Consider the following 23486-nt stretch of genomic DNA (forward strand, 5'->3'; position numbering starts at 1 on the left):
CCGCCTAAGGCGAGAAGTATAAGGATAACGGGTTAACCAAACAGAATGAGGACTCGATAACAGCTTGATGAATAGGTAATAAAAATATTAGCTCGTTCGCTAAGGGCGGGTCATGTCTGCATAAAAGTCTCTTTGAAAATAAGACCTTCGCCAGTACACATTCTCAATCCGCTATTTGCATAATAAAGTGTCAACAACCAGCATCGGGCTTGTTCAACACTTGGGATAAGGTCGCGGCTACGCGCGGCCTATCCTTATTTGTTATACCTAATTTCTATTTACAACCTGCAAAGCGTCAGGCCATGTGGTGTTCTCCACGATATAATCTCTAATTAAAACCCTATTTGATGCAATAATTCCCGGCCAGCGCTGATTCCAAGAGTTATAAGCGTGCCATGAATAACCAATGTAAAGCTCTTTACGCATAGAGTTCATAGATCTGAGAGTAGCGTCTAAGAACACCTTTTCTATTGATGTTCCTCTGATCTCCAATATGCTCGCAATATATATTAACCATCGCGCCATATGTTCATACTGCTCCCACGCATTATACCCATTCGTCAAATCCGTTTTGAATTCAATAATTTGACCAAGTGCTTTAACCACTTTTTTATCATTTATACTTACGCCGACAGCCGCAATCGAAGATACGATTTCGTAAAATGCATTTTCAATACTTAAAAAACCTTTCGTGAATTGATGATTATTAAAAACCACTTTTTTAATATTTGCTACTGATGATTCTGCACACTTTTCTGCATTCGGGATTTCCGAATTTAGCTTTTTAAAAAAATCATGGCACTCTGTTTCATCAATCACTCGAATACCGTAACAGTGCGCATAGTAATCCTTAACCGGTTGATCGACTTTTGATCGCGACACCAAAAATATATTCGAGCCTATAACGTGGTTTTTAGAAAACCCTTTATAATCACTGATTATTGATTTTAGATTTGCATCTCCAAGAGAGTAGCCCAAGATAACCACGGTATTTTCATGTAACACCGTGCTTAGTTTCCTCGAAAAATACGATTCGCTATGAATAAACTTAAAGTAGTCATCTGACGTAACAACCATATTTTCTGGAGAGTCTATCGACCCATGAACATGATAGACTTTGACCCTGGCTGACGATCTAGGAATCGGCAGGCCAGGCGTCAAGGAGTGACATGCTTCAAATCCTACTAGCTCTTCGACAAGCTTGTCATAGTTGGTTGTAACAACACGACAAGAGCATTTTGATAGAAAATCTTCTATTGATGCATTGTTCCCCATCAACTTTATGGAACTGATTTCCTTTGCAATTTCTTCGTGGATGCTCTTACCTACTTTTTGCAGTTCAATAGAAATAACCTGAGCCGCCTCCTCTAATCCGAGTGTATTTTTACCGTCTTTTGGAAATAGGCTGGCCTTTAAATCATTTCCATTTGCAAGAAGTTCACACAGTGACTCCAAAAGTCCTTGCCAGCTAGGGGCTTGGTTATCTGATACAGATTTCGAAAATCCCGTTCCAGTGAATAAGCACAATCTACTTGATGTCGCTGCATACGCGATTTCGAAATACTCGCTCAACCTTCACCCCTTATTGGTATAACATTACTGCACATGGTTAACTGATTGTATTGCAGCGAAGTTATCGGCTTTGCTTCAAATACACCACCTAGAAAAACGCACATGCGCGTTTTTAAAACATATTATCTATGAACTGGTAAGTATAAGCGATTAATTTTAAAGATATTTATTTAAAAATTAGAAAGCACGCACAAATGCAGGATGAAAATCGTTCACAATCCTTATAATTTGAATACAACGGTATACTTATCCCGTTTTTTGATGGTTAGTAGTGAATTACATCACACGGGATATAACGATGAATATTACTAGGCCAGAAAGTCGTTCATTATTGTTCCACCGAAAACTTGTTAACTCGTTTTGGGGCAAAAGCTTTTCGCCAGATGAACAGTTGTTATCTTGTTTTAACGATTCAATGCAATGGCGGCTATTTTGGATTAGCCGCCATTATCTTATAAACCGATGAGTTTTGGCGTGAAATCAGCGCCTTTCACCCTATGTTGTATTTTACCCATCGCTTTAATTAATCAAGCCCATTAAAAAGCACACTATTTTGCGGCGGTTAACTCAATAAAAGCGGCGGTGTACATTTTCAGATTCAGCATAAACTGTTTATGGGTAATAAATTCTTTCTCGGTGTGGCCAGTGTATTCCACGCCCGGCATGGCGGGGCCAAAACTTAAAGCGTTGGGGAATAATTTACTGTTGGTTGAGCCGCCAATGGCCACGGGTTTGGGTGATGCTATGCCAGTAAAGTGAGCAAATACATCGAGTAAAGTCTGCTGATGCGGTGCATCCTTCATCACCATAGGCTCGCCCCAATAACTTTCCACGTCGATGAGTGTCACTTGATGCTCAGCTTGCCATTTGTTCAGCGCGTCCTTGGCTTGGGCTGAGAGTAACTCAGGCGTTTTGCCCACTGGGCGACGTAAATTAATGGTGACTTCCGTCCCTTTACTCGTTTGCGCAACAACAGTGGGGGCCAGCGTTAAAGCGCCCATAAAATCATCTTTATAGGCCAGTTCGCCAAACTGCTCGGCATAAATCCCCACCCCTACTAACTCATTCATGGCGGCGACCGTCAAAGCCGCAGTGGTTTTAGGCCAAGTGTATGGCTGAAGTAGCGAGGCCAAATGCGTCACGGCATTCACCCCATCTTCTGGTGTTGAGGAATGGGCCGCCTTACCGTCGGCAAAAATATGCAAGTCGCACACGGCCTGCTCGCAAGTACGCTCGAATCGATACTTCATCCCCTGCTGCTTTGCGGCGCTCGCCTGTAATTGTTCAAACAAGCTTGGGGTGATGGCATGAATTTGCGCCTCGGCTTGCTGTGGCACTTGGCTAGCAAAATAGCCGCCGGAAAATGCAGTTAGGCTCGGAACATTCGTTGCCGCGCCCTGCTCCTGCGTTGACTCGATATTCGGCACAGTAAAGCCAATCTTACTCCAACCCTTTTCGGCGGTGACGACTGGATACTCGGCATCTATAGTGATATTTATCTGCGCTAGGGTGTAATGGGCTAAAAAGGCTTTTAGTGGATCCCAATCGGACTCTTCGGCTAAATACACCAACAGCTCAATGCGTTTTTCCCGTTCGAGTTGTTTATCTTTGATGGCCTTCATCGCATACATGGCGGTGACAATCGCGCCTTTATCATCTTCAGTGCCGCGACCTATCAGCTTGCCAGGTTCAGACTCGGTATCCAGCACATAGGGGCTCTTGGCCCAGAGCGCGGGATTGGCGGGTTGCACATCGCCGTGGGTAACGATTCCTAATTTCTCAACCTGTGAGCGTTGGGCATCGACAACATTGGCATCGAGGCCAATCAATACAACATAACCGTGGTCGGCATAATCGAGCCCGAGTTCTTGGCTCAAGCTTTTTAAACTCGACTTAAAACCAATAAAAGCGGGGTTGGTATCGGGTGTTTGCCCCTCAACCGCTTGGGTATTAAAACTGATTAAATGCGCCAGACTCTTAACCATCTGCGTGTCATAGGTGGTCACCGCATAATCGGCCACCTTAAGCGCATCTTGGCTAAGGCTAGTGGATGACGCTGCTGCTTGCGATGTCCACAGCGCAGCGACTAATAGGGAATAAGAAAAACGACGACAGAGACTCGTACAGTTAAACCGAAGCAATTCCATAGAGGTCCTATTTATTATTTGTATGATGAGGGACTTACATAAAAACGCACCCAAGCAATGGCTTTATCCTTTGCCGAATATTGCTTTAGTGCGCGGCTCAGTTTGCCATAGTTCTTCCGTTAAAAACCGCAGGCTAACCATTTGTTACAAACAAAACACAAAATCGATGGAACCCTTAGGCGAATACATGCTAAACAGTCAGCTTAAAATAAGCTTAATGGTTGTTAACACCATTAATCCGACAGAATAATAATCACCTAACGGGGAATTGACATGAAGGGACTAAGCCTAAAATCACAGGCCCTTAACGCGCGAACACTCAAACCACACGCAATCACACTGACCTTTAGCGCTATCACGCTCGCCCTAGCCTTAAGCGGTTGCAGTGCGCAGCATAGCGATACTGCGGCGCAGGCGGCAGTCGCACCGAATGCCATGTCGGCACAGATCATCAGCCAAAATGCCAGCAACCCATTCTTTAAACCCTATGATACTTTTATGGAAATTCCGGCCTTCGATAAGATTAAGCCCGAGCACTTCCTCCCAGCATTTAAGGCGGGTATCGCTCAACAACACGAAGAAATCCAAGCGATTGTCGATAATAAAGACAAGCCGACCTTCGCCAACACCATTGAAGCGATGGAGTTTTCGGGCGGTCTCGTGACCCGCGTATCCAACGTCTTCTTTAACTTAACTGGCGCGGATACCACTCCAGAGCTGCAAGCGATTTCCAAAGAAGTCTCGCCAATGTTATCGTCGGCCGAAGACGATATCTTATTGAACGATAAGCTGTTTCAACGCGTTAAAGCCGTTTATAACAGCAAAGACAGCCTAAAGCTCAACACGGCTCAGGCCAAATTACTGGAAGACACCTATAAATCATTTACCCGTGGCGGTGCTAACCTCAGCGAGCAGGATAAAACCAAGCTGCGCGCCCTGAATGAAGAAATCGGCAAACTTAACTTAGCCTTTGGTGACAATCTGTTAGCCGAAACCAATGCCTTCGAGCTAGTGATTGATAAGCAAGCTGACTTATCAGGTTTACCGGCCGATGTGGTTGCCACCGCCGCCGAAACCGCGAAAAAACGTGGCCATGAAGGCAAATGGGTATTTACCACGTCACGCCCGTCTATCACGCCATTTTTAACTTATGCCGATAATCGCGAACTACGCGAAAAACTCTATAAGGGTTATATCGAGCGTGGTAATAACAATAATGCCAATGATAACAAAGTCATTCTGGCAAAAATTGCCGCACTGCGCGCCGAACGTGCGCAGCTCATGGGCTATAAAACCCATGCGGATTTTGTGTTAGAAGATCGCACCGCCAAGACGCCTGAAAATGTCTACGGCTTACTCAATAAAGTTTGGCCAGCAGCCCTTGCCCAAGCCAAGGCTGAGGTTGCAGATATGCAGGCCTTAATCGACAGCCAAGGCGGCAAGTTTAAGCTGCAAGCTTGGGATTGGGATTACTATGCCGACAAAATCCGTGTTGCGAAGTACAGCTTTAACGAGCAGCAAACTCGTCCTTACTTCTCCCTCGACAGCACCCTAAAAGGCGTGTTCTACACGGCCAATCGCCTCTATGGTTTAACCTTTAAAGAACGTACCGACTTACCCAAATACAACCCCGAAGTGCGTACCTGGGAAGTGTATGATAAAGACGGTAAGCTTATGGCCATCTTTATGGGTGACTATTTTACCCGTGATAGCAAACGCGGTGGCGCCTGGATGAACTCGTTCCGCAAGCAATACCATATGAATGGTGTCGATTCTAAACCCATTATAGTCAACGTGTTGAACTACCCTCGCCCAGCGGGTAATGAACCTGCGTTGCTCACCTTCGATGAAGCCAGCACCCTGTTCCATGAGTTTGGCCATGCGCTGCACGGCATGTTATCCAATGTTGAATATCGCTCACAGGGCGGAACGGCAGTACCTCGCGACTATGTGGAGTTCCCTTCACAGGTCAACGAAAACTGGATGACTCAGCCCGAAGTGCTCGCGCAATTTGCTAAGCACTACAAAACCGGTGAAGTGATCCCGCAGGAACTGGTGAAAAAAATCCAAGCCGCCAGCAAATTCAACCAAGGCTTTGCGACCGTTGAATATATGGCCGCCACAAAGCTCGATTTAGATTGGCACACCCTAACCGATACCTCGCCTAAGGATGCCGCCAAGTTTGAGGCCGACTCCTTAACTGCCATGGGATTGATTAATGAGATCAGCCCACGTTACCGCAGCACTTACTTCTCGCATATCTTCGCGGGCGGTTATTCAGCCGGTTACTACAGCTACCTCTGGTCGGATATTTTAGGTGCCGATGCCTTCGAAGCCTTTAAAGAAAATGGCATTTTCGATAAAGCAACCGCAGATGCCTTCCGTAACAACATCTTGTCTAAGGGTGGCAGTGACGACCCTATGTTGATGTATAAAAAATTTCGTGGAAAAGAGGCAGGAATCGAACCGTTGTTGCGTAGCCGCGGTTTACTTGCTGAGTAATCAACCACCCGCACAGTGAAAACAATGCGGGTATTGTATTTATGAACAAAAATAAGGTGCCATCGGCACCTTATTTTTTAGTTCTTATTTAACCACGATGGGAATATTAAGCACCTCAGATGCCGTCCCTACGAGTCCAACATCACTTAAGCCTGGCGTTGTAACTGTGACAATTAAATTACCAGAGTCGGGCTGATCGCCACCTTTTAAGCTTACAACAAACTGTCTACCACCATTATAATTTGTACTTGGCCAAGTATAACTACCTGAACTCGTGACAGTAGCGCCTGTAGCTTTAAAGTTAACCACTGTTCCAGCAGGCATTTGCTGATTATTAATATCAGCTATAGTAAACACAACAGATGCGCTACCTTTTAGTCCGATATCAATTTGGTTGTTACCTGCAACATTATCAGTAATCACAACATTTCCAAGACTGGTTGCGTAAGCCTCACTGCTTGACATTACAAGAACAAGCGAGCGCCGAACCGAAATTGAAGCTTGTGGGCTACATTTTACCCCTGGAACTGAAGCGTCACATAACACACCGCTGTACTCTCCATCCGCTAAGTTAAACTCACCTTGTCCTGTTGGATTCACGGGATCAATAAAGTCAGTGAAGGTTTCGCGAGCACCGGAGGTATCCGTAGTACTTGCTGTCATATACTTCGGCGTATAAATACCATCTTCGTTATGATCAACGTAGGCTTCGGTCAAGTCATAACAGTCTCCGCTGTTATCACGGCCACAATTTGTTGAGGTACCGACAAATAAATTAAATTCATTCGCGGTATCGAGAATATTGTTGCTATTTAGATCAGGGAAAGACTCTTCACCAATTGCTGTAGCAGTAATAGTGACTCGTCCACCATAGGGTTGGCCATAATAGTTCCCAAAATAGCTTCGACCAGCGAGATTGACCTCTTGCTTTAATAAAGCAGTAGGATCTTTAACGCGATTACCAATGCTATCGAAAAAAGGCCCATTAGCGGCAACACCAACTGGACGAGGTTGTTGACTAGTCCAAACTACAGAACACACTCCTTTTTTTGTTTGGCATGAACTCTCAATTGAACCACCTTCCGCAGTGAACACTACAGCAGTACCATCTGGCACAGGGTTGTTAAAAGCGTCAGCTAAACGGGCTGTTACAGTCACTTTAGCGCCATCATAATCCCAGCCTTCAACGTTTAAAACTGACGCGGAAAGTGAAAAGCTGTCTTGATCAGGCTTACCCGTTGAAACGACTAATACATTAGATTGGCTTGAAATGATTGCCCCATTGGACCCTTGAGTCGTTGCAGTCACACGCACCGTGGTTGCGACAGTACCAGAATTCACTACTGTTTGTACGTAGCCTTGATTATTCGATGTCACAGTTGCAGGTGTTAAGCTTAATCCAGCAGAATCATTGTTAAGCTTAAAATCGACCGATTTATTCGCTACAGCATTGCCATTTGTATCCAACACTCTAAAACGCAAAGTGGCAGATTCTGCAGTGCCTGTGCCTTTGATACCAATATTCTGAGGTGTTGCATCAACGAAAACGATACTACCTACACTTGCTGACAACACTTTAATAATACCTGTAGCGGAAAGGTTTTTACCCCCTACATCTGCAGTAACAGTAATATTATCATCACCGACACATCCTTTTGCGAGATAGGTACTCGTTGCTTGGCCGCCGACAGCGGTAACAGGAGTACTTAACACTGCTTCTGGTGTCGCCTTATTTGAACAAGTTGAAGCAAATTTAACATCCACAGGCTCGGTAAATGGATTACCGTTACTATCCTGAAGGAGGACAGAAATCGTTGCAGTTCCTCCTGCTGATAATGTGGTAGCACTTACATCTGCTTTGCCTGACACGAAGGGCGAGCCACTTCCCATTAATACATTGGTAGCGCCCACTACAAAGACTTGCTCACCAAACTCACCCGTGTTCAACGATGCTTTTGCAGTACCCGCACCAGGAAGACTTCCCGCATATAAATTAACGCTAGCTTTGCCATTGATATCTGTAATAGCAGTTTTTACTGGTAGATCGCCAATTGTTGTATCAAAAGTAACAATGGCTGCTTTTGATAATCCAGTTACTGTTGCAGTTAAAATGCCAGGTGTCGTAGATGTAATACTGTCAATTGCATTACCTGCCGTATTAGTGAGTTTTAAGGTAACTTGAGCCCCTCCCCCAACATTTCCCCCATCACCAGCCATGACAAAACCAATTTTACCGGACTCCCCAGTATCAATCTTTCCGGTAACAGTCCCTGCACCAGCAATCGTTGCCGTATTTAAAATAATAGAGGCAATCCCATCACTATTTGTTAATGCAGTGGCCGAAGTCGGGAAAAAAGATCCCATACTTGAATTGCTTAGGTTGAAAGTGACCAATTCCCCCGCTAAGGCACCCACTTTTGAATCCACTACCTTCGCGGTAACAGTAGCAGGAGTATTTGCTGAAATGTTGGTATTGGAGATCCCCATCGTAACGGTAATAACACCGGGAGTGGGAGGAGTGCCAGAGCCATCATCGGAGATACTGCCTCCGCCTCCACATGCAACCAAAAAAAGTGAACATAGTCCTGCGAGAAAAACCTTATACGCTGACTTCATTGTCAGGCTCCCTGTTATTCTAATGATAATACTAAGATTGACGCTTATAACTTATAGGCTAACATTACACAATTTTCACGTAACTTTTCCATTACTCTCTTATTTTATTTTGCATATTTTGAACTTAGTTTAACATTAGAACTCATTTAAACTTCTGCATTTTCTTGCTAGTCTTGTCGTCGCCAATATTAGAACGTATAAAAAACACACAGGAACCCCCATGGCAACCTCATCACAACATAAACTCGGCCTTACCAGTAAAATTTTAATCGGCATGGTTACGGGTATTGCAATTGGACTATTTCTACGTAATTACTTTCCGGATAGTGCATTTATTAAGGACTATATTACCAACGGCTTTTTACATGTTATCGGTACGATTTTCATCTCAAGTTTAAAAATGTTAGTCGTTCCACTTGTATTTATTTCCTTAGTCTGTGGGACATGTTCCTTAAGTGAACCCTCAAAATTAGGGCGATTAGGCGGCAAAACATTAGCCTTTTATTTATTCACAACCGCTATAGCCTTAGTACTAGCTATTATCAGTGCAGTGATAGTCCACCCGGGTAATGCTTCACTCGCGTCAGAGAAAATGCATTACGTTGCAAAAGAAGCGCCGAGTCTCGCTGATGTATTAATCAGCATAGTGCCGACCAATCCAATGCAAGCCATGAGCGAAGGCAATATGCTGCAAATCATTATTTTTGCAGTGATTTTTGGGTTTGCTATCGCTCATATTGGCGAGCGTGGTAAACGTATTGCTGTATTGTTTGAAGATTTAAACGAAGTGATTATGCGCGTAGTGACCCTGATTATGCAGCTTGCGCCTTACGGTGTTTTTGCTCTAATGGGTAAACTTGCATTAACTCTCGGCGTAGAAACTTTCAGCAGCGTGGTTCAGTATTTCTTTGTCGTACTCGTCGTATTGCTTATTCACGCTTTTATTGTATATCCCATTTTACTTAAGGTGTTTTCAGGTTTAAGTCCATTGATCTTTATTCGCAAAATGCGCGATGTACAGTTATTTGCCTTTTCCACCGCCAGCTCTAACGCTACCTTACCTATTACCATAGAAGCCTCAGAACACCGACTTGGTGTAGATAATAAAATCGCCTCTTTTACCCTGCCATTAGGTGCCACCATTAACATGGATGGCACGGCTATTATGCAAGGTGTCGCAACGGTATTTATCGCTCAAGTATTTGGCATTGAGTTAACCCTTACTGATTATGCTGCGGTGGTTGTAACCGCGACTCTGGCCTCGATTGGTACTGCAGGCGTTCCTGGTGTTGGCCTCATAATGCTCGCGATGGTGCTTAACCAAGTTGGCCTCCCCGTTGAAGGTATTGCGTTAATTATTGGTGTCGACCGACTACTGGATATGGTACGTACCGCAGTAAACGTCACTGGTGATTGTGTGGCCACAGTCGTGATCGCTAAATCAGAAGGCGAATTTAATGAAACCGTCTTTAATAATACTCAAGCTGGCAAAGTTGCCCCAAGCTTTGATGAGCAAGTCCATAAAATAGATTAAAAATATCCCTATAATTTATCGTTTATGTTGATCATCCCAAGCCCAACATTGTTGGGCTTGTTTATTCTGCAATCTCACCATTCTGTGAACAAGTAAATAGAATAGTCCTTTAAACATCGCTATATTAGCCTGCATCAATATTGGCGTTGGAGAAGATTATGTGGTGGAGAGTGAGTTGGATGATTGTCGCCTTTTGGCTGTTAAGCGCACATTTTTTACGGTATGACCAGCTTGTATTCACAAGCCTTTTTGCTATAGCACCTTTTTTCCTGCTTATTAAACAACCACTTGTGATTCGAATAGTTCAAGCTGCATTGTTTATCAGTGTTATCACCGTTTGGGGAACCACTGCAATCGATGCTGTACAGATACGGCTCGCTCATGGAGAGCCTTGGTTAAGACTGGCGATCATCATGGGCAGCGTAATGCTATTTAGTTTAGGAGCAGTGTGGAGCGGCAACGGCATCTGGAGTAAAGCGAAATAAAGGCAATAGCCATTAACAATACATTAAAGATAATGACTTTAAAGACAATGGATTAGTACTTATTTTCACCACTAACGAACCTTGGTCAGCCGAGGTTAAGTTCTTTGTGGGTAAGATAAGACAATATTTGGCTCCCACGTATAATTTGCGTACACTGAGTCCAGTCGACGTTAAGGCATGAGTATTATGAGAATTTTGGTTGTCGAAGATGATCTTATTTTATCCCATCATCTAAAAGTGCAGTTAAGCGATTTGGGCAACCAAGTTCAAGTGGCCCTCACTGCCAAAGAAGGTTTTTTCCAAGCAACCAATTACCCTATAGATGTTGCCATTGTGGATTTAGGTTTACCCGATCAAGATGGTATTAGTCTTATCCAACAATTACGTGAAGAAGGCGTTAAAGCCCCCATTCTTATCCTCACAGCGAGGGTGAATTGGCAAGATAAAGTTGAAGGCCTCAATGCGGGCGCTGACGATTATTTAGTTAAACCCTTCCAAAAAGAAGAACTTGTCGCAAGACTTGACGCCTTAGTCAGACGTAGCGCCGGCTTTGTCAAACCTGTCATTACCAGTGGTGAGTTAAAACTTGATCTTGCCGCTAAACAAGTAACGCTAGGCAATGACATTATGGAAGTCACCGCCTTCGAGTACCTTATCCTCGAATATTTAATGCGCCATTGTCATGAAGTCGTCGCAAAACAGCGGCTATTAGATGTCATTTATGGCGACAAAGAAGGCGATCCTAATACTATCGAAGTGATGGTGAGTCGCTTACGTAAAAAACTCACCCGCGATGGCATTGATAATCCGATAGCCACAATCCGTGGACAAGGATATAAATTTAATCTGCCATGCAACTAAGGCTCAAATTCAAGAAACGTCTGCTTACCCGGATGTTTCTCACCTCGTTATCTATCATCACCTTAGTAGGGTTTGGCCTCGCTTGGATGGTCAACATTCTGCATGCGCAAAATAGCTATAACGAAGAAACCGCCCAGCTTATCGCCGAAATTCCACAAGTTGCCGCCGAGCTTAGAGAACATGATCTTATTCCTGATACCAGTGCTTGGTTAGAGGAAAACAACAAGCAAGAGCGGTATGTAATCGCAAGTTGTGATGAGAAGTTTAAACAAGTATGGACCTCATCCCTCGCTGTTGACCGTGGCCTCTTCGATACCTGCGAACGTTTCAACGAAATCCGTAACGACTCTCCGCCCTATTACCTCACCATGGCCGATGACAGAGGTTACTTTGTGTATTTGCTCGCAGTAGAAATCGCTGGCGTACATTACAACCTGCTTGTAATGAAAGATGCAGCTAAGCTCGAGCAGGAATACAGCAAATTCAGTAAACGCACCTATATCCGTCTGGCCATGGTGCTCGCTCTCGCACTGATTCTGCTGGTCAGTGCGGCATATTGGGGGATGCGTCCACTCGTAAGGATGCAAAACGAGTTGCAGTCGATAAACCAAGGTAAGACTAAGTCACTTTCAGAAGGTTACCCCGTTGAGCTTGAAGGCGTAACTCAAGCGCTTAACCAACTATTACAGCAATCGAGCGCCCAACAACAACGCTATCAAAACGCGATGAACGATCTGGCGCACAGCTTAAAAACTCGTCTTGCAGCCGTTCACGCCATTACCGATGATACAAGTCTGACAAAGCAATCTGCCAATGAAAAAATCATGGAGCAGATCAGCCAAATGGATCAGCTGGTTAAATATCAACTAAAACGCGCCATGTTAGGTCGCCAGGGATTAAAGCAGGAACACACCGCTATTGCCCCACTTGTTGAGCAACTCGCGCAAATGCTATTTAAAATTTACCGTGACAAACAGGTGAAATTTAAGGCCAACATACCGACTAATTTATTGTTTCCCGGTAATAAAGGCGATTTAATGGAACTCTGCGGTAACTTAATGGAAAACGCCTTCAGGCTATGTATTAGCCAAGTACAGGTAACAGCACATTTTAATCAGCAGAGTGATTTTGAATTGATCGTCGAAGATGATGGCCCAGGCGTAGAAGAACAACTTAGGCAAAAAATTATTCAGCGCGGCGTAAGAGCCGACAGCCAATCGCCAGGACAAGGGATTGGCTTAGCCGTATGTGATGAAATTGTCAGTAGCTATGGCGGAAGTCTAAGTATTGAAGAAAGCAATCTTGAAGGCGCGCGATTCAGAATTACCATCCCAACCTAACTATCCTATGCATAAACAGCATAAAGCTGCTCGGCGCGATTAAACATCACCCAAGAGGTGGCAATGTACTTATCATTACTGATAGGCATATTGCCACGATGGGAATGAGTAAAACCTGCTGGCGCAATCACCATTGTGCCTTTTTTAGGTGCGATTTTACGCTGCTGATAATAAAACTCGGTCTCGCCGCCCTCTTCTACATCATTTAAATAAAACATGTAAAGCACCACACGGTGTAAGGCCTCGTTGTGGTTAAGCTGAGGAAATTGCTCTGAATGCCAGTGGGGATATCCACCTTTATTCTTTTGATATTTCTGAATATTAATACTACCACTGCGGTATAAATATTTGACCAATGCTTCGGCTCTCGGTTTACCAAGACGCTCAAAATTCGTTGGCGTTAGAGTCACAGCTTGACCTTGTTCATCACTAACAGAAACCGCCACAGCTCCCATCAACGCCATCGAATATTGAGTAAAATAATCAGCGGTCCCCTTAAGGGTATAAGATAACAACTCATTCTTAAGTGGCTGTAAATCTATGAAATTATCTAGTGTAAGATCTCGACTGATCTTTTTTTCAAGATCGACCCCATTACCGGTTTGCCCATCAACCACACCTGAGTGGTTTTCGAACGCAAGAATGAGACGATCACATAGGTCTTCAGGTATCGCATTAGGGTATACTTCGATAAAATCCATATAGGCTCAATGCTTCGGTTATTTTCCAATCTTACTATGCTGACATGTTAGTTAAGTAATTGTAAAGCTGCACCATTGATATAAAATAACGCCATTGGCTTCACGATAACAAAAATATGAAAAAAAGCTGTAAAGTATCAATTCATCAATTACAAGTGGGTAATTTTGTGCGTTTACCCGTTGCTTGGAAAGATCATCCTTTTTTATTCAGTAGCTTTCACATAAAACAGGCTGCGCAAATTGAATTAATTAAAAATCTCGGTATTGAACACGTAATTGTCGATTTAGAGCGCAGTGAAACCGCACCGCTAAATCCTGAGGCCATTAACCCTATCAAGCTGCCACCGAGTCCAGAACTGCACGATCTTAAAAATGATATGGATGTCTATAAGGCTGAGCAAATCGAAGTCCAGAAAAAACTCCGCCGAGATATTCATAAAACGGAACAAAACTTCACCCGTTCAGTGGCCATGATGCGCAGTATGATTTCTAAACTACGCAATCGACCATTGAATGCCGTTGATGATGCTAAGGTGTTAGTCCACAGTATGGTGGAACAGCTGTTAACTTCCGATAATCTAGTACTGCACTTAATGAGTGACGCCAAACAGGATGAGAGTATTTACTACCATTCATTAAACGTTGCCATACTCGCCATGCTGATTGCTAAAGAGATGGAATGGGACCGAAGTGAAATTGAATTAATCGGTTTAAGTGCGCTATTTCATGATGTGGGTAAACTCAAAGTGCCACCGCAGATTTTGAAAAAGACCACACCTTGGTCTGCGCCTGAGCTTAATTTTATTAAGCAACATCCCCTTCTTGGGATTGATTTACTCAAACTGGCTGAGAATTTCCCTGAGGCTGCCTTCCCTGCTATCACCAATCACCATGAGTTTCTTGATGGCACTGGTTACCCCAAGGGATTGCAGGAAACGGATCTTGATAAGATGTCCCAGCTATTAGCAGTAGTGAATGAATATGACTCCCTGTGCTACCCAGGTAATCAGGGTAAAGCTCGTATGCCATACGCCGCGTTGGGACACTTGTATAAACAATATAAAACAAAATTAAATCAGGAATATATTGGCAAAATGATCAAGATGCTTGGCATTTATCCCCCCGGAAGTGTGGTGGAATTGTCAAGCGGCCAATATGCGATGGTGATGTCGGTCAATCTGCAAAAGCTACTTTGCCCTAAAATCCTCGTTTACGATGCATTAGTGCCAAAAGATCAAGCGCCTATCGTTGATCTTGAAATCGAAGGGATCAGTATCGTCCGCTGCCTTCCTCCCGCGGCACTACCTGAAAAAGTTCACGAATATCTCAACCCTCGAGAACGCGTCAGTTATTACTTTGGTGGCGATAGCCGCAAATAATCCCCATAAAAAAGCCGGAGAAACTCCGGCTTTTTGCGAATACTTTGCGATTAAATCAAATTGGCCAATTACAGCCAATGCTTACGCTTAAAGAAAAAGTAAGTCCCCGCAGCGCTCGCAAGCATCATTAGAATCGCCATCGGATAACCATATTGCCATTCTAGCTCGGGCATACCATTAAAGTTCATTCCGTAGCTACTCGCGATCAGTGTCGGAGGCAGAAAGACAACGGCAGCGACCGAGAAAATTTTGATGATCTTATTCTGCTGTAATCCACTAAAACCCATCGCAGCATCCAGCAAGAAGTTTAACTTGTCGAAGATAAACTGGCTGTGAGGCATTAAAGACTCAATGTCCGAGAGCATTTCACGTAAGTCTTTTAAGTGTTCATCGGATAATTGCCCGCGGTAATATCGCTGCATATAACGTAGTGAGCGCTGGGTATCGAGCAAACTTAAGCGAATCTTACCATTGGAGTCTTCTTGCAATGTGATCAGCTTAAACACATCATCAAGCTCTTCACTGTCAAAAACCTGCTCACCGACATTTTCAAGCACGGTATACACGTCTTCGATCAAGTCAGAGAGATAATCCACTTTTAAATTAAATAGTTCGAGAAACAATTCCTGAGGGGTTGATACTTCAAGCCGACCTAACCGCAGATAGTTTCGTAATAGGCGGATAAGTCCGACATCCTCTTCACGGATAGTCAGTAGAAAATTAGTACGCAGGTTAAAGGAAACGTTCACCCCACGCACATCTTGCCCCACCCGTTGTGGGAATAAGGAATTGATATGCAGCCCGTCGCTGTTTTGATAAAAACGTGCCGACGCCTCAATCTCGTTGATATCTTCTTCGTCTGGCACTTCTTCAACTGAAAAATGACTTAACCACTCTCGCTCTGCATCATCAGGTTTATAAAGATCCAACCATATGGTCGACGCCGGAATACTGTCCTGAGTGTTAATCTCTGTCACCGTCAACTGACGGTTTTTATAGACGTAGGCAGTAATCATGTGTCCTCCTGAAAAAAACTTAAGCTAAAAAGTCCACTTAAGTGCAGGCTAAAAAATTGTCGCTAGTTTAACGCATAACTTCGCAATGAAAAGGCGGGAGAGATAAATTCGTAAAATAAATATGCCTTAGTCTTCGAGGATCTCTAGTCGCTCAGCATTTGAAAAACGAATATGTACCCCCTCAACCGTGACCATCTTTGCTTCTGAGATATCGCCTTTACGGGCATGATAAACACCGAAACTGTCACCCGATGGGGATATAATTGTCACGGTCACCACTTTATGCTGATCGTGCCAATACCACACACTGTAGCTTAAAACACAAAGCCCAAGCAGTAAAAATACCCCACTCATAGCGTAGCGCCGCAATAGACTCTGCAACACAGGCGTATTTTGTAATGACGCTTGAACCACACCAGGCTTACGTTTAGCGAGCAGCAAAATCGCCATAATGATGACGGCGAGGGTGAGCAGCAGTTTTGTTAACAAGGTACACTCCAGAGGAACTAACTCGCCGTAGTATAATCGACAAATAAAAGGGAAACTGTCATTAAGATCAAGCTTATGAAACTCTTACTCAGGGTCTTGGACATTAATTTTGAATCGAAGATAACACCAAAAGATGACAAACAAAGGAAAGTTAACAATCCTCAAATTGTTTTGCCATCCTGCGAATTTGAGTTAACAGCACACCGTGACGATTACGTTCAGCACACAGTTTTTGATGAACAGGATCTGATGGATTACCAACAAGTATAATTCGCACTTGATAGCCAAGGGCTTTGGCTGCGGCCTCGTAAGCCATGTACTCCCAGCGGCAGAGATTAGTATTATCACAAATCACCACAGGCTGGGCATTGCTGAGTGCTTGAATAAATGCAGTTAAATTACGTTGATGGTATTCGGAAAGTTTTTTCGCATCGAATCGATACACCTCTCCCTCGTAGAAAAAACTGTCGGTCGAGAAAATACCACCTTGACGGACGCGCAGCGCATATTCTAACGGCAGATTAGCGACAAACTGTTCAACCCAATAGGATTTACCGCAGCCCGGCAAGCCACGCATGATAATCGCCAGTTTTTGCGCCATGGGCTCGTTGCTCATTCTTTTAAATCAGACTCGGCTAAATCGGAGCCAATCACTTTGCCTGAGAGTATAGTATCGACTAATTTAGGCACCAACTCCCCTGCCTTACCGGTTAAATGATATTGAAACTGGCTGTGTCTATCGGGCGATTGTAAATTAACCTCGACAGTTTGCGCCCCATGATGATTGGCCGTGTCAACAAAACCCGCTGCGGGATATACCGTGCCCGAGGTACCAATGGCGATAAATAAATCACAATTATCGAGCGCATCGTGAATTCTATCCATGCCTAACGGCATTTCACCAAACCACACCACATGGGGACGTAACCTTTGTGCAGGAATACAACACGTACAACAGTTGTTTACCCCAAAGGGTTCTCTTAATAAAAAGGTCTGACGGGAGCGAGGACAGCGGCCTTTAGATAATTCCCCATGCATATGCAGTAAGCGACGCGATCCAGCCCGCTCATGTAAATTATCAATATTTTGGGTGACAACCAATAACTGTCCAGAAAACTCAGCCTCTAACTTGGCTAACGCTTCATGAGCCGCATTAGGCATCACAGTACCACTGTGTAACTGCTCCCAACGGCTGTTATAGAAACGTTCAACAAGCTCGGCATCTCGGGCATAACCTTCGGGGGTGGCTACATCTTCAATATGATGCTCCTCCCACAATCCATCTTGATCGCGAAAAGTTCGTAATCCCGACTCGGCAGAAATACCCGCGCCAGTTAATACCACAATATGTTTGTACATACTGTTTCCTTTTATTGTAATTATTCTATTTATTGTCCCGAATTTTTCGCATCCTGAACATTATTCCTTGGTATAACCTTACAAAAACTATGCTTGAATTGCCGCAATTTATTGCGATTTCACGCTCAGTAACACAATTTATCTGCATATAGCCCCATAAAGCTAGAACAAAGGTTTAAGTTTTTAATTTGAGCCTCTATAATGGCAATCACTATCCACGGATGAACCTATTGGTTCTGCAATCAAGAGATTAGCAATGACAGATGGAAATCAAGCGCTAAAAAAAGCCGGTTTGAAAATCACCCTGCCACGAGTCAAGATCCTAGAACTGATGCAAGGACCTGAAAACCAACATATCAGTGCAGAAGACTTATATAAGAAACTACTCGATTTAGGCGAAGAAATTGGTCTAGCGACAGTTTACCGTGTATTAAACCAGTTTGATGATGCCGGCATAGTCAGTCGTCACCACTTTGAAAGTGGTAAAGCCGTGTTCGAGTTATCGACTCAGCATCACCACGATCACTTAGTTTGCCTGTCTTGCGGTAAAGTAATTGAATTTTCAGATGAAGTGATCGAACGTCGTCAAGAAGAATTGGCTAGTAAACATAATATTAAGCTGACAAACCACAGTTTATATTTGTACGGCCATTGCACAAATGACACCTGTGATCATAACGACGAATAAGTTCGCTCGAAGGCATATTTCAATAGTGTCTTAGCTGTAAGCTATATCATAAAAAACCAGCCATCGGCTGGTTTTTTATTAAAATACAAATGGTTAGTTATAAAGTTTTTGCGTAGACGTTGACTTTATACCCCATAAACTCGCTAGGTTCACGCCAATGCATTCCTATGCGTTTAGCCACTGTTTCAGAACCTAAATTCCCCTCTAAGATCAAAGCGATGATTTGCGTAATACCAAACTGCGGGAACACGCTGATTGCTGCTTGAGCAGCTTCGGTACCGATGCCTTTGCCCCAATATTCAGGAAAATAACGATAGCCAATTTCGACTTCGTTAAACTCAGGAATAAATTTTGGCCCACAAAAACCAATCACCTTGCTATCAGCCTTATGCTCAACAGCCCAGCGGCCAAATCCCCGCTGTTGGTAATCCTGAAGGATCACATTGTGGAACAGTTCACGAGCTTGCTCACGCTCAGTAAAAGGCTCGGTTGGAATATATTTCAACATCGCAGAGTTACTGTTCATCAAATAGAGGGCATCGATATCCTGCTCGGTAAAAGGTCTAAGAATTAAACGCTCTGTCTGTATAATCATATTGGCTTCCTTCATATTGCCCTCTATATACTCACTCATGTCCAGCTAAGCGACTAACGATGAAAATCACCGTTACGCTCTGGCTGATAAACAATTTCTTCAATACGGACTTTGACCATTGAGCCCCCAGGGCCTGGCCACTCGATTTCATCACCTTGTGATAAGCCCAATAAGGCGCTGCCTACGGGAGCGAGTATGGAAATGGTGCCCTCACCCGTCGCATCCTTAGGATAAACTAAACGCAAACAAAAAGTGTCGTTACTGGATGACACACTAAATTTCACTTCAGAATTCATCGTCACCACATTAGCGGGCATCTGCGCTGCGGGCACAATGTCTGCTCGGTCGAGTTCCGCCTCCAATGCTGCACGTCCCGGAAATGCATTCGCAGGTAATGACTCCAGCAGACGCTCGAGTCTTTCTAAATCGATTTCTGAAATAATAATCTTTGGCGTTTTCACAGTCTTTCCCTCATGTAAATAGATGCCCCTTAGGGTTAGCCATCTGCTCTGGGCTTATCCTCCCCCAATGGGATAAGCCAATAAAAAATACGCTCGCAGCTTAATGCCGCAATCGTGTGATAATTAAGTACAAGATTTATAGCTGAACAGCCATGGTGCCATAAGCGTAAGGCTTAGGGTTGTGGCTCTACGGATACATTTGCACGTCAATCAGATTATGACGCCCAGTAGAGAACCCCAATCTAACCCTTTGCCAACTAAAATGCTAGCCTGCATGGTGTTAGCTTTGTCCATTCTCACACTTCCACCAGAGCACTGGCTAACAGATGCACAATAAAAAAGGCGCCTTAGGCGCCTTTTCGTGTGTTAACGGTTAGATTACCAACCGGTTTTAGCACGCAGCGCTTTGCCGATATCCGCTAACGAGCGGACAGTGGTCACGCCCGCTGCTTCTAATGCAGCAAATTTGTCAGCAGCAGTACCTTTACCGCCAGCGATAATTGCACCCGCGTGACCCATACGCTTACCCGCAGGAGCAGTAACACCCGCGATGTAAGAAACAACTGGTTTAGTCACGTTAGCTTTGATGTATGCCGCCGCTTCTTCTTCAGCAGTACCACCGATTTCACCAATCATTACGATGGCTTCAGTCTGTGGATCGTTTTGGAACATTTCCAATACGTCGATGAAGTTAGTGCCTGGGATTGGGTCACCACCAATACCTACGCAAGTAGATTGGCCGAAACCTTCGTCAGTGGTTTGCTTAACCGCTTCATAGGTCAGCGTACCAGAACGAGAAACGATACCCACTTTACCTTTTAAGTGGATGTGACCTGGCATAATACCAATCTTACATTCACCTGGGGTGATAACACCTGGGCAGTTTGGACCGATCATGCGAACGCCAGTTTCTTCTAGCTTCACTTTCACTTCCAGCATATCCAGTGTTGGGATACCTTCAGTGATACAAACGATAAGCTCAATACCACCGTCGATAGCTTCGAGGATAGCGTCTTTACAGAAAGGCGCTGGAACGTAGATAACAGAAGCCGTTGCGCCAGTCGCAGCCACAGCGTCTTTCACAGTGTTGAACACTGGCAGACCTAAGTGCTCGCTGCCGCCTTTACCTGGAGATACACCACCGACCATTTGCGTACCGTAATCGATAGCTTGTTGAGAGTGGAAAGTACCTTGACCACCGGTAAAGCCTTGGCAAATTACCTTGGTATCTTTGTTAATTAATACAGACATTATTTGCCCTCCGCAGCTTTAACTACTTGCTCAGCCGCATCAGTCAGACTGTTAGCTGCAATGATATCAAGACCTGATTTAGCTAATACTTCACGGCCTAATTCAGCGTTAGTACCTTCTAAACGCACTACAACTGGAACTTTAACGCCAACTTCTTTAACCGCGCCAATGATACCTTCTGCGATCATGTCACAACGTACGATACCACCGAAGATGTTAACCAGAACGGCTTTCACATTGCTATCAGACAGAATGATCTTGAATGCTTCAGCAACACGTTCTTTCGTCGCGCCACCACCTACGTCGAGGAAGTTAGCTGGCTTGCCACCGTGCAGGTTAACGATGTCCATCGTACCCATCGCCAGACCAGCACCGTTCACCATACAACCTACGTTTCCGTCCAACGCAACATAGTTCAGTTCGAACATTGCAGCGTGAGCTTCACGGGCGTCATCCTGTGATGGATCGTGCATTGCTTTGATTTTTGGTTGACGGAACAGTGCGTTGCCATCAATACCAATTTTGCCGTCTAAGCAGTGCAGGTTACCTTCAGTGGTGATAACCAGTGGGTTGATTTCCAGCAGTGCGAAATCGTGATCAACGAACATCGTTGCCAGACCCATGAAAATCTTGGTGAATTGCTTCATTTGAGTTGGGTTTAAGCCCAGTTTGAAGCCAAGATCACGCGCTTGGTATGGCTGAGGACCCGTCAGGGGATCGATGATCGCTTTGTGAATGAGTTCTGGCGTTTCTTCGGCCACTTTCTCAATCTCAACACCGCCTTCAGTTGATGCCATAAACACCACACGACGGGTGCTACGGTCAACTACTGCACCTAAGTACAGTTCGTTAGCGATGTCGGTGCAGCTTTCTACTAAAATTTTAGCAACTGGCTGACCTTTCTCATCTGTTTGATAAGTCACCAGATTTTTGCCTAACCAGTGTTCGGCAAAGGCTCTGATTTCTTCTTTATCGCCAGTGACTTTAACGCCACCCGCTTTACCGCGGCCGCCTGCGTGTACTTGACACTTAACAACCCATAAATTTCCGCCAATACGGCCAGCTGCTTCTACAGCTTCTTGGGCTGTATCACAAGCAAAACCTTCTGACACTGGTAAACCATATTCGGCAAATAAGGATTTTGCCTGATACTCATGCAAATTCATGATGATCTATCCGTATACTTCTAATCAAATCCAACTGGCCCGTTTGGACCAGTCACGAGGGTATGTCTTACTTTTGTCTTTAATAAACTCTTTAAACTGAATCGTTTATTGAGTTGGATTACAGATCAAGCAGCAGACGAGTTGGGTCTTCCAAGAAGTCTTTAATGGCGACTAAGAAGCCAACTGACTCACGGCCATCAATAATACGATGGTCATATGAGAGAGCTAGGTACATCATGGGCAGGATTTCAACCTGACCATTGACTGCCATTGGGCGATCTTTAATGGCGTGCATGCCTAAAATCGCGCTTTGTGGCAGGTTTAAAATTGGGGTAGACATTAACGAGCCAAATACACCACCGTTAGTCACAGTGAAGTTACCGCCAGTCATATCCGCCACAGTCAGCTTGCCATCACGGCCTTTAATCGCCAGATCGCGTACTGCTTTTTCGATATCAGCCAAGCTCATGGTATCGGTGTCACGCAGCACTGGTGTTACCAGACCACGTGGTGTAGATACTGCGATGCTCACATCAAAATAGTTGTGATAAACGATGTCGTCACCGTCGATTGACGCGTTCACTTCAGGGAAGCGTTTCAAGGCTTCAGTTACCGCTTTAACGTAGAAAGACATGAAACCTAAACGGATACCGTGGCGCTTTTCAAAGATATCTTGATACTGCTTACGGATATCCATGATGGGCTTCATGTTCACTTCGTTGAAGGTCGTGAGCATTGCGGTAGAGTTTTTCGCTTCTAATAAACGGTTAGCGATAGTCTTACGTAAACGTGTCATTGGTACACGTTTCTCGCTGCGACCCGCCGCTAAAGGTTGTACCGCAGGAGCCGCAGGTGCTACTGCCGCTTTAGGTGCAGACTTGATAAAGGCTTCAACGTCTTCTTTAGTGATACGTCCACCCACACCAGTGCCCTTCACTTTGCTAGCATCAACATTGTGTTCAGCCAGTAAACGGCGTACTGATGGGCTTAACGCATCGTTAGACTCTTCTGTCGCAGCAGCAGGTGCAGCAGCTTCAGCTTGCGCTTTAGTCACTTCTTGTCCAGAAACCGCGCCAGCAATGAACTTAGCAATCACTTGCTCGCCCAGAACGGTGTCGCCTTCGTGGAATAGAAATTCACCAATATGACCATCTTCTGGTGCAACCACTTCTAGCACCACTTTGTCAGTTTCAATATCAACCAGATTTTGATCACGAGAAACTTGTTCACCCACTTTTACGTGCCAAGTGGCGATAGTTGCGTCGGCAACAGATTCTGGCAGTACGGGTACCTTGATTTCGATACTCATGAAAAACGATCCTTT

20 protein-coding genes are annotated in these 23486 nt (G+C 44.4%); 7 read left to right on the plus strand and 13 right to left on the minus strand.

The genetic code is table 11. From position 1 onward, the window contains the following. Positions 1–267 precede the first annotated feature (267 nt). Both SHEWPOL2_RS02065 and SHEWPOL2_RS02070 read right to left on the minus strand, forming a co-directional pair. The gene (locus SHEWPOL2_RS02065; protein ID WP_037425586.1) at positions 268–1572 is read right to left on the minus strand and encodes an SIR2 family protein; all 1305 of its coding nucleotides are present in this window, start codon (positions 1570–1572) and stop codon (positions 268–270) included. A gap of 548 nt (positions 1573–2120) precedes the next feature. After that, positions 2121–3719, minus strand: a complete 1599-nt coding sequence (locus SHEWPOL2_RS02070) for a dipeptidase (RefSeq protein WP_037425589.1) — start codon at positions 3717–3719, stop codon at positions 2121–2123. 273 nt (positions 3720–3992) lie between these two features. Between SHEWPOL2_RS02070 and SHEWPOL2_RS02075 the strand changes: the two genes are divergently transcribed. Beyond that, a complete protein-coding gene (locus tag SHEWPOL2_RS02075) occupies positions 3993–6221 on the plus strand; it encodes a M3 family metallopeptidase (RefSeq protein WP_037425591.1) in 2229 nt (742 codons plus the stop codon). Between the two features lie 84 nt (positions 6222–6305). On the opposite strand, the gene SHEWPOL2_RS02080 is transcribed toward SHEWPOL2_RS02075, so the two are convergent. Next, positions 6306–8837, minus strand: a complete 2532-nt coding sequence (locus tag SHEWPOL2_RS02080) for a hypothetical protein (RefSeq protein WP_037425594.1) — start codon at positions 8835–8837, stop codon at positions 6306–6308. Between the two features lie 220 nt (positions 8838–9057). On the opposite strand from SHEWPOL2_RS02080, the gene SHEWPOL2_RS02085 reads away from it, so the two are divergent. The 4 genes from SHEWPOL2_RS02085 (at position 9058) to SHEWPOL2_RS02100 (ending at position 13057) form a co-directional block, all read left to right on the plus strand. Further along, entirely contained in the window at positions 9058–10371 is a 1314-nt protein-coding gene (locus tag SHEWPOL2_RS02085; protein ID WP_037417427.1) for a dicarboxylate/amino acid:cation symporter, read from the plus strand. A 158-nt stretch (positions 10372–10529) separates the two neighbouring features. Then, positions 10530–10856, plus strand: coding sequence for a hypothetical protein (locus SHEWPOL2_RS02090; RefSeq protein ID WP_037425597.1), 327 nt, complete (start codon positions 10530–10532; stop codon positions 10854–10856). Positions 10857–11042: 186 nt separating this feature from the next. Then, positions 11043–11717 (plus strand): response regulator, encoded by a 675-nt coding sequence (locus SHEWPOL2_RS02095; protein WP_011072043.1) that lies wholly within the window; start codon positions 11043–11045, stop codon positions 11715–11717. Continuing rightward, positions 11708–13057 (plus strand): sensor histidine kinase, encoded by a 1350-nt coding sequence (locus SHEWPOL2_RS02100; RefSeq protein ID WP_037425600.1) that lies wholly within the window; start codon positions 11708–11710, stop codon positions 13055–13057. The genes SHEWPOL2_RS02095 and SHEWPOL2_RS02100 overlap by 10 nt, the downstream gene beginning before the upstream one ends. 5 nt (positions 13058–13062) lie before the next feature. On the opposite strand, the gene SHEWPOL2_RS02105 is transcribed toward SHEWPOL2_RS02100, so the two are convergent. After that, the gene (locus SHEWPOL2_RS02105) at positions 13063–13758 is read right to left on the minus strand and encodes a 2OG-Fe(II) oxygenase (RefSeq protein ID WP_037417437.1); all 696 of its coding nucleotides are present in this window, start codon (positions 13756–13758) and stop codon (positions 13063–13065) included. A gap of 116 nt (positions 13759–13874) precedes the next feature. On the opposite strand from SHEWPOL2_RS02105, the gene SHEWPOL2_RS02110 reads away from it, so the two are divergent. Further along, the gene (locus SHEWPOL2_RS02110; protein WP_037417439.1) at positions 13875–15137 is read left to right on the plus strand and encodes a DUF3391 domain-containing protein; all 1263 of its coding nucleotides are present in this window, start codon (positions 13875–13877) and stop codon (positions 15135–15137) included. A 68-nt stretch (positions 15138–15205) separates the two neighbouring features. On the opposite strand, the gene corA is transcribed toward SHEWPOL2_RS02110, so the two are convergent. From corA to cobB, 4 genes are all read right to left on the minus strand, one after another. Further along, entirely contained in the window at positions 15206–16153 is a 948-nt protein-coding gene (gene corA / locus SHEWPOL2_RS02115) for a magnesium/cobalt transporter CorA (protein ID WP_037417441.1), read from the minus strand. 126 nt (positions 16154–16279) lie between these two features. Then, positions 16280–16642: a hypothetical protein gene (locus tag SHEWPOL2_RS02120; protein WP_037425603.1), complete on the minus strand. Its 363-nt coding sequence runs from the start codon at positions 16640–16642 to the stop codon at positions 16280–16282. 151 nt (positions 16643–16793) lie between these two features. Continuing rightward, entirely contained in the window at positions 16794–17243 is a 450-nt protein-coding gene (locus SHEWPOL2_RS02125) for an ATP-binding protein (protein ID WP_037425713.1), read from the minus strand. Between the two features lie 11 nt (positions 17244–17254). Further along, the gene (gene cobB, locus SHEWPOL2_RS02130) at positions 17255–18001 is read right to left on the minus strand and encodes a Sir2 family NAD+-dependent deacetylase (protein WP_037425606.1); all 747 of its coding nucleotides are present in this window, start codon (positions 17999–18001) and stop codon (positions 17255–17257) included. Positions 18002–18257: 256 nt separating this feature from the next. Here cobB and fur point away from each other — a divergent pair, with 256 nt between their 5' ends. Then, positions 18258–18689, plus strand: coding sequence for a ferric iron uptake transcriptional regulator (fur, locus tag SHEWPOL2_RS02135; RefSeq protein ID WP_037417447.1), 432 nt, complete (start codon positions 18258–18260; stop codon positions 18687–18689). A gap of 97 nt (positions 18690–18786) precedes the next feature. Here fur and SHEWPOL2_RS02140 read toward each other — a convergent pair whose 3' ends face one another. The 5 genes from SHEWPOL2_RS02140 to odhB form a co-directional block, all read right to left on the minus strand. Further along, positions 18787–19284 carry a GNAT family N-acetyltransferase gene (locus SHEWPOL2_RS02140; protein ID WP_037425716.1) on the minus strand — a complete coding sequence of 166 codons (498 nt, stop codon included), beginning with the start codon at positions 19282–19284 and terminating at the stop codon, positions 18787–18789. A 53-nt stretch (positions 19285–19337) separates the two neighbouring features. Then, positions 19338–19745: a nucleoside diphosphate kinase regulator gene (rnk, locus tag SHEWPOL2_RS02145; RefSeq protein WP_037425608.1), complete on the minus strand. Its 408-nt coding sequence runs from the start codon at positions 19743–19745 to the stop codon at positions 19338–19340. Positions 19746–20123: 378 nt separating this feature from the next. Then, positions 20124–20996: a succinate--CoA ligase subunit alpha gene (gene sucD / locus SHEWPOL2_RS02150; protein ID WP_037417452.1), complete on the minus strand. Its 873-nt coding sequence runs from the start codon at positions 20994–20996 to the stop codon at positions 20124–20126. Beyond that, a complete protein-coding gene (gene sucC / locus SHEWPOL2_RS02155; RefSeq protein ID WP_037417455.1) occupies positions 20996–22162 on the minus strand; it encodes an ADP-forming succinate--CoA ligase subunit beta in 1167 nt (388 codons plus the stop codon). Before sucC ends, sucD begins: the two co-directional genes overlap by 1 nt. A 118-nt stretch (positions 22163–22280) precedes the next feature. Further along, positions 22281–23471: a 2-oxoglutarate dehydrogenase complex dihydrolipoyllysine-residue succinyltransferase gene (gene odhB, locus SHEWPOL2_RS02160; protein WP_037425611.1), complete on the minus strand. Its 1191-nt coding sequence runs from the start codon at positions 23469–23471 to the stop codon at positions 22281–22283. Between the last annotated feature and the right edge of the window lie 15 nt (positions 23472–23486).

The sequence above is a fragment of the Shewanella sp. POL2 genome (assembly GCF_000282755.1).
Taxonomy (GTDB): domain Bacteria; phylum Pseudomonadota; class Gammaproteobacteria; order Enterobacterales; family Shewanellaceae; genus Shewanella; species Shewanella xiamenensis.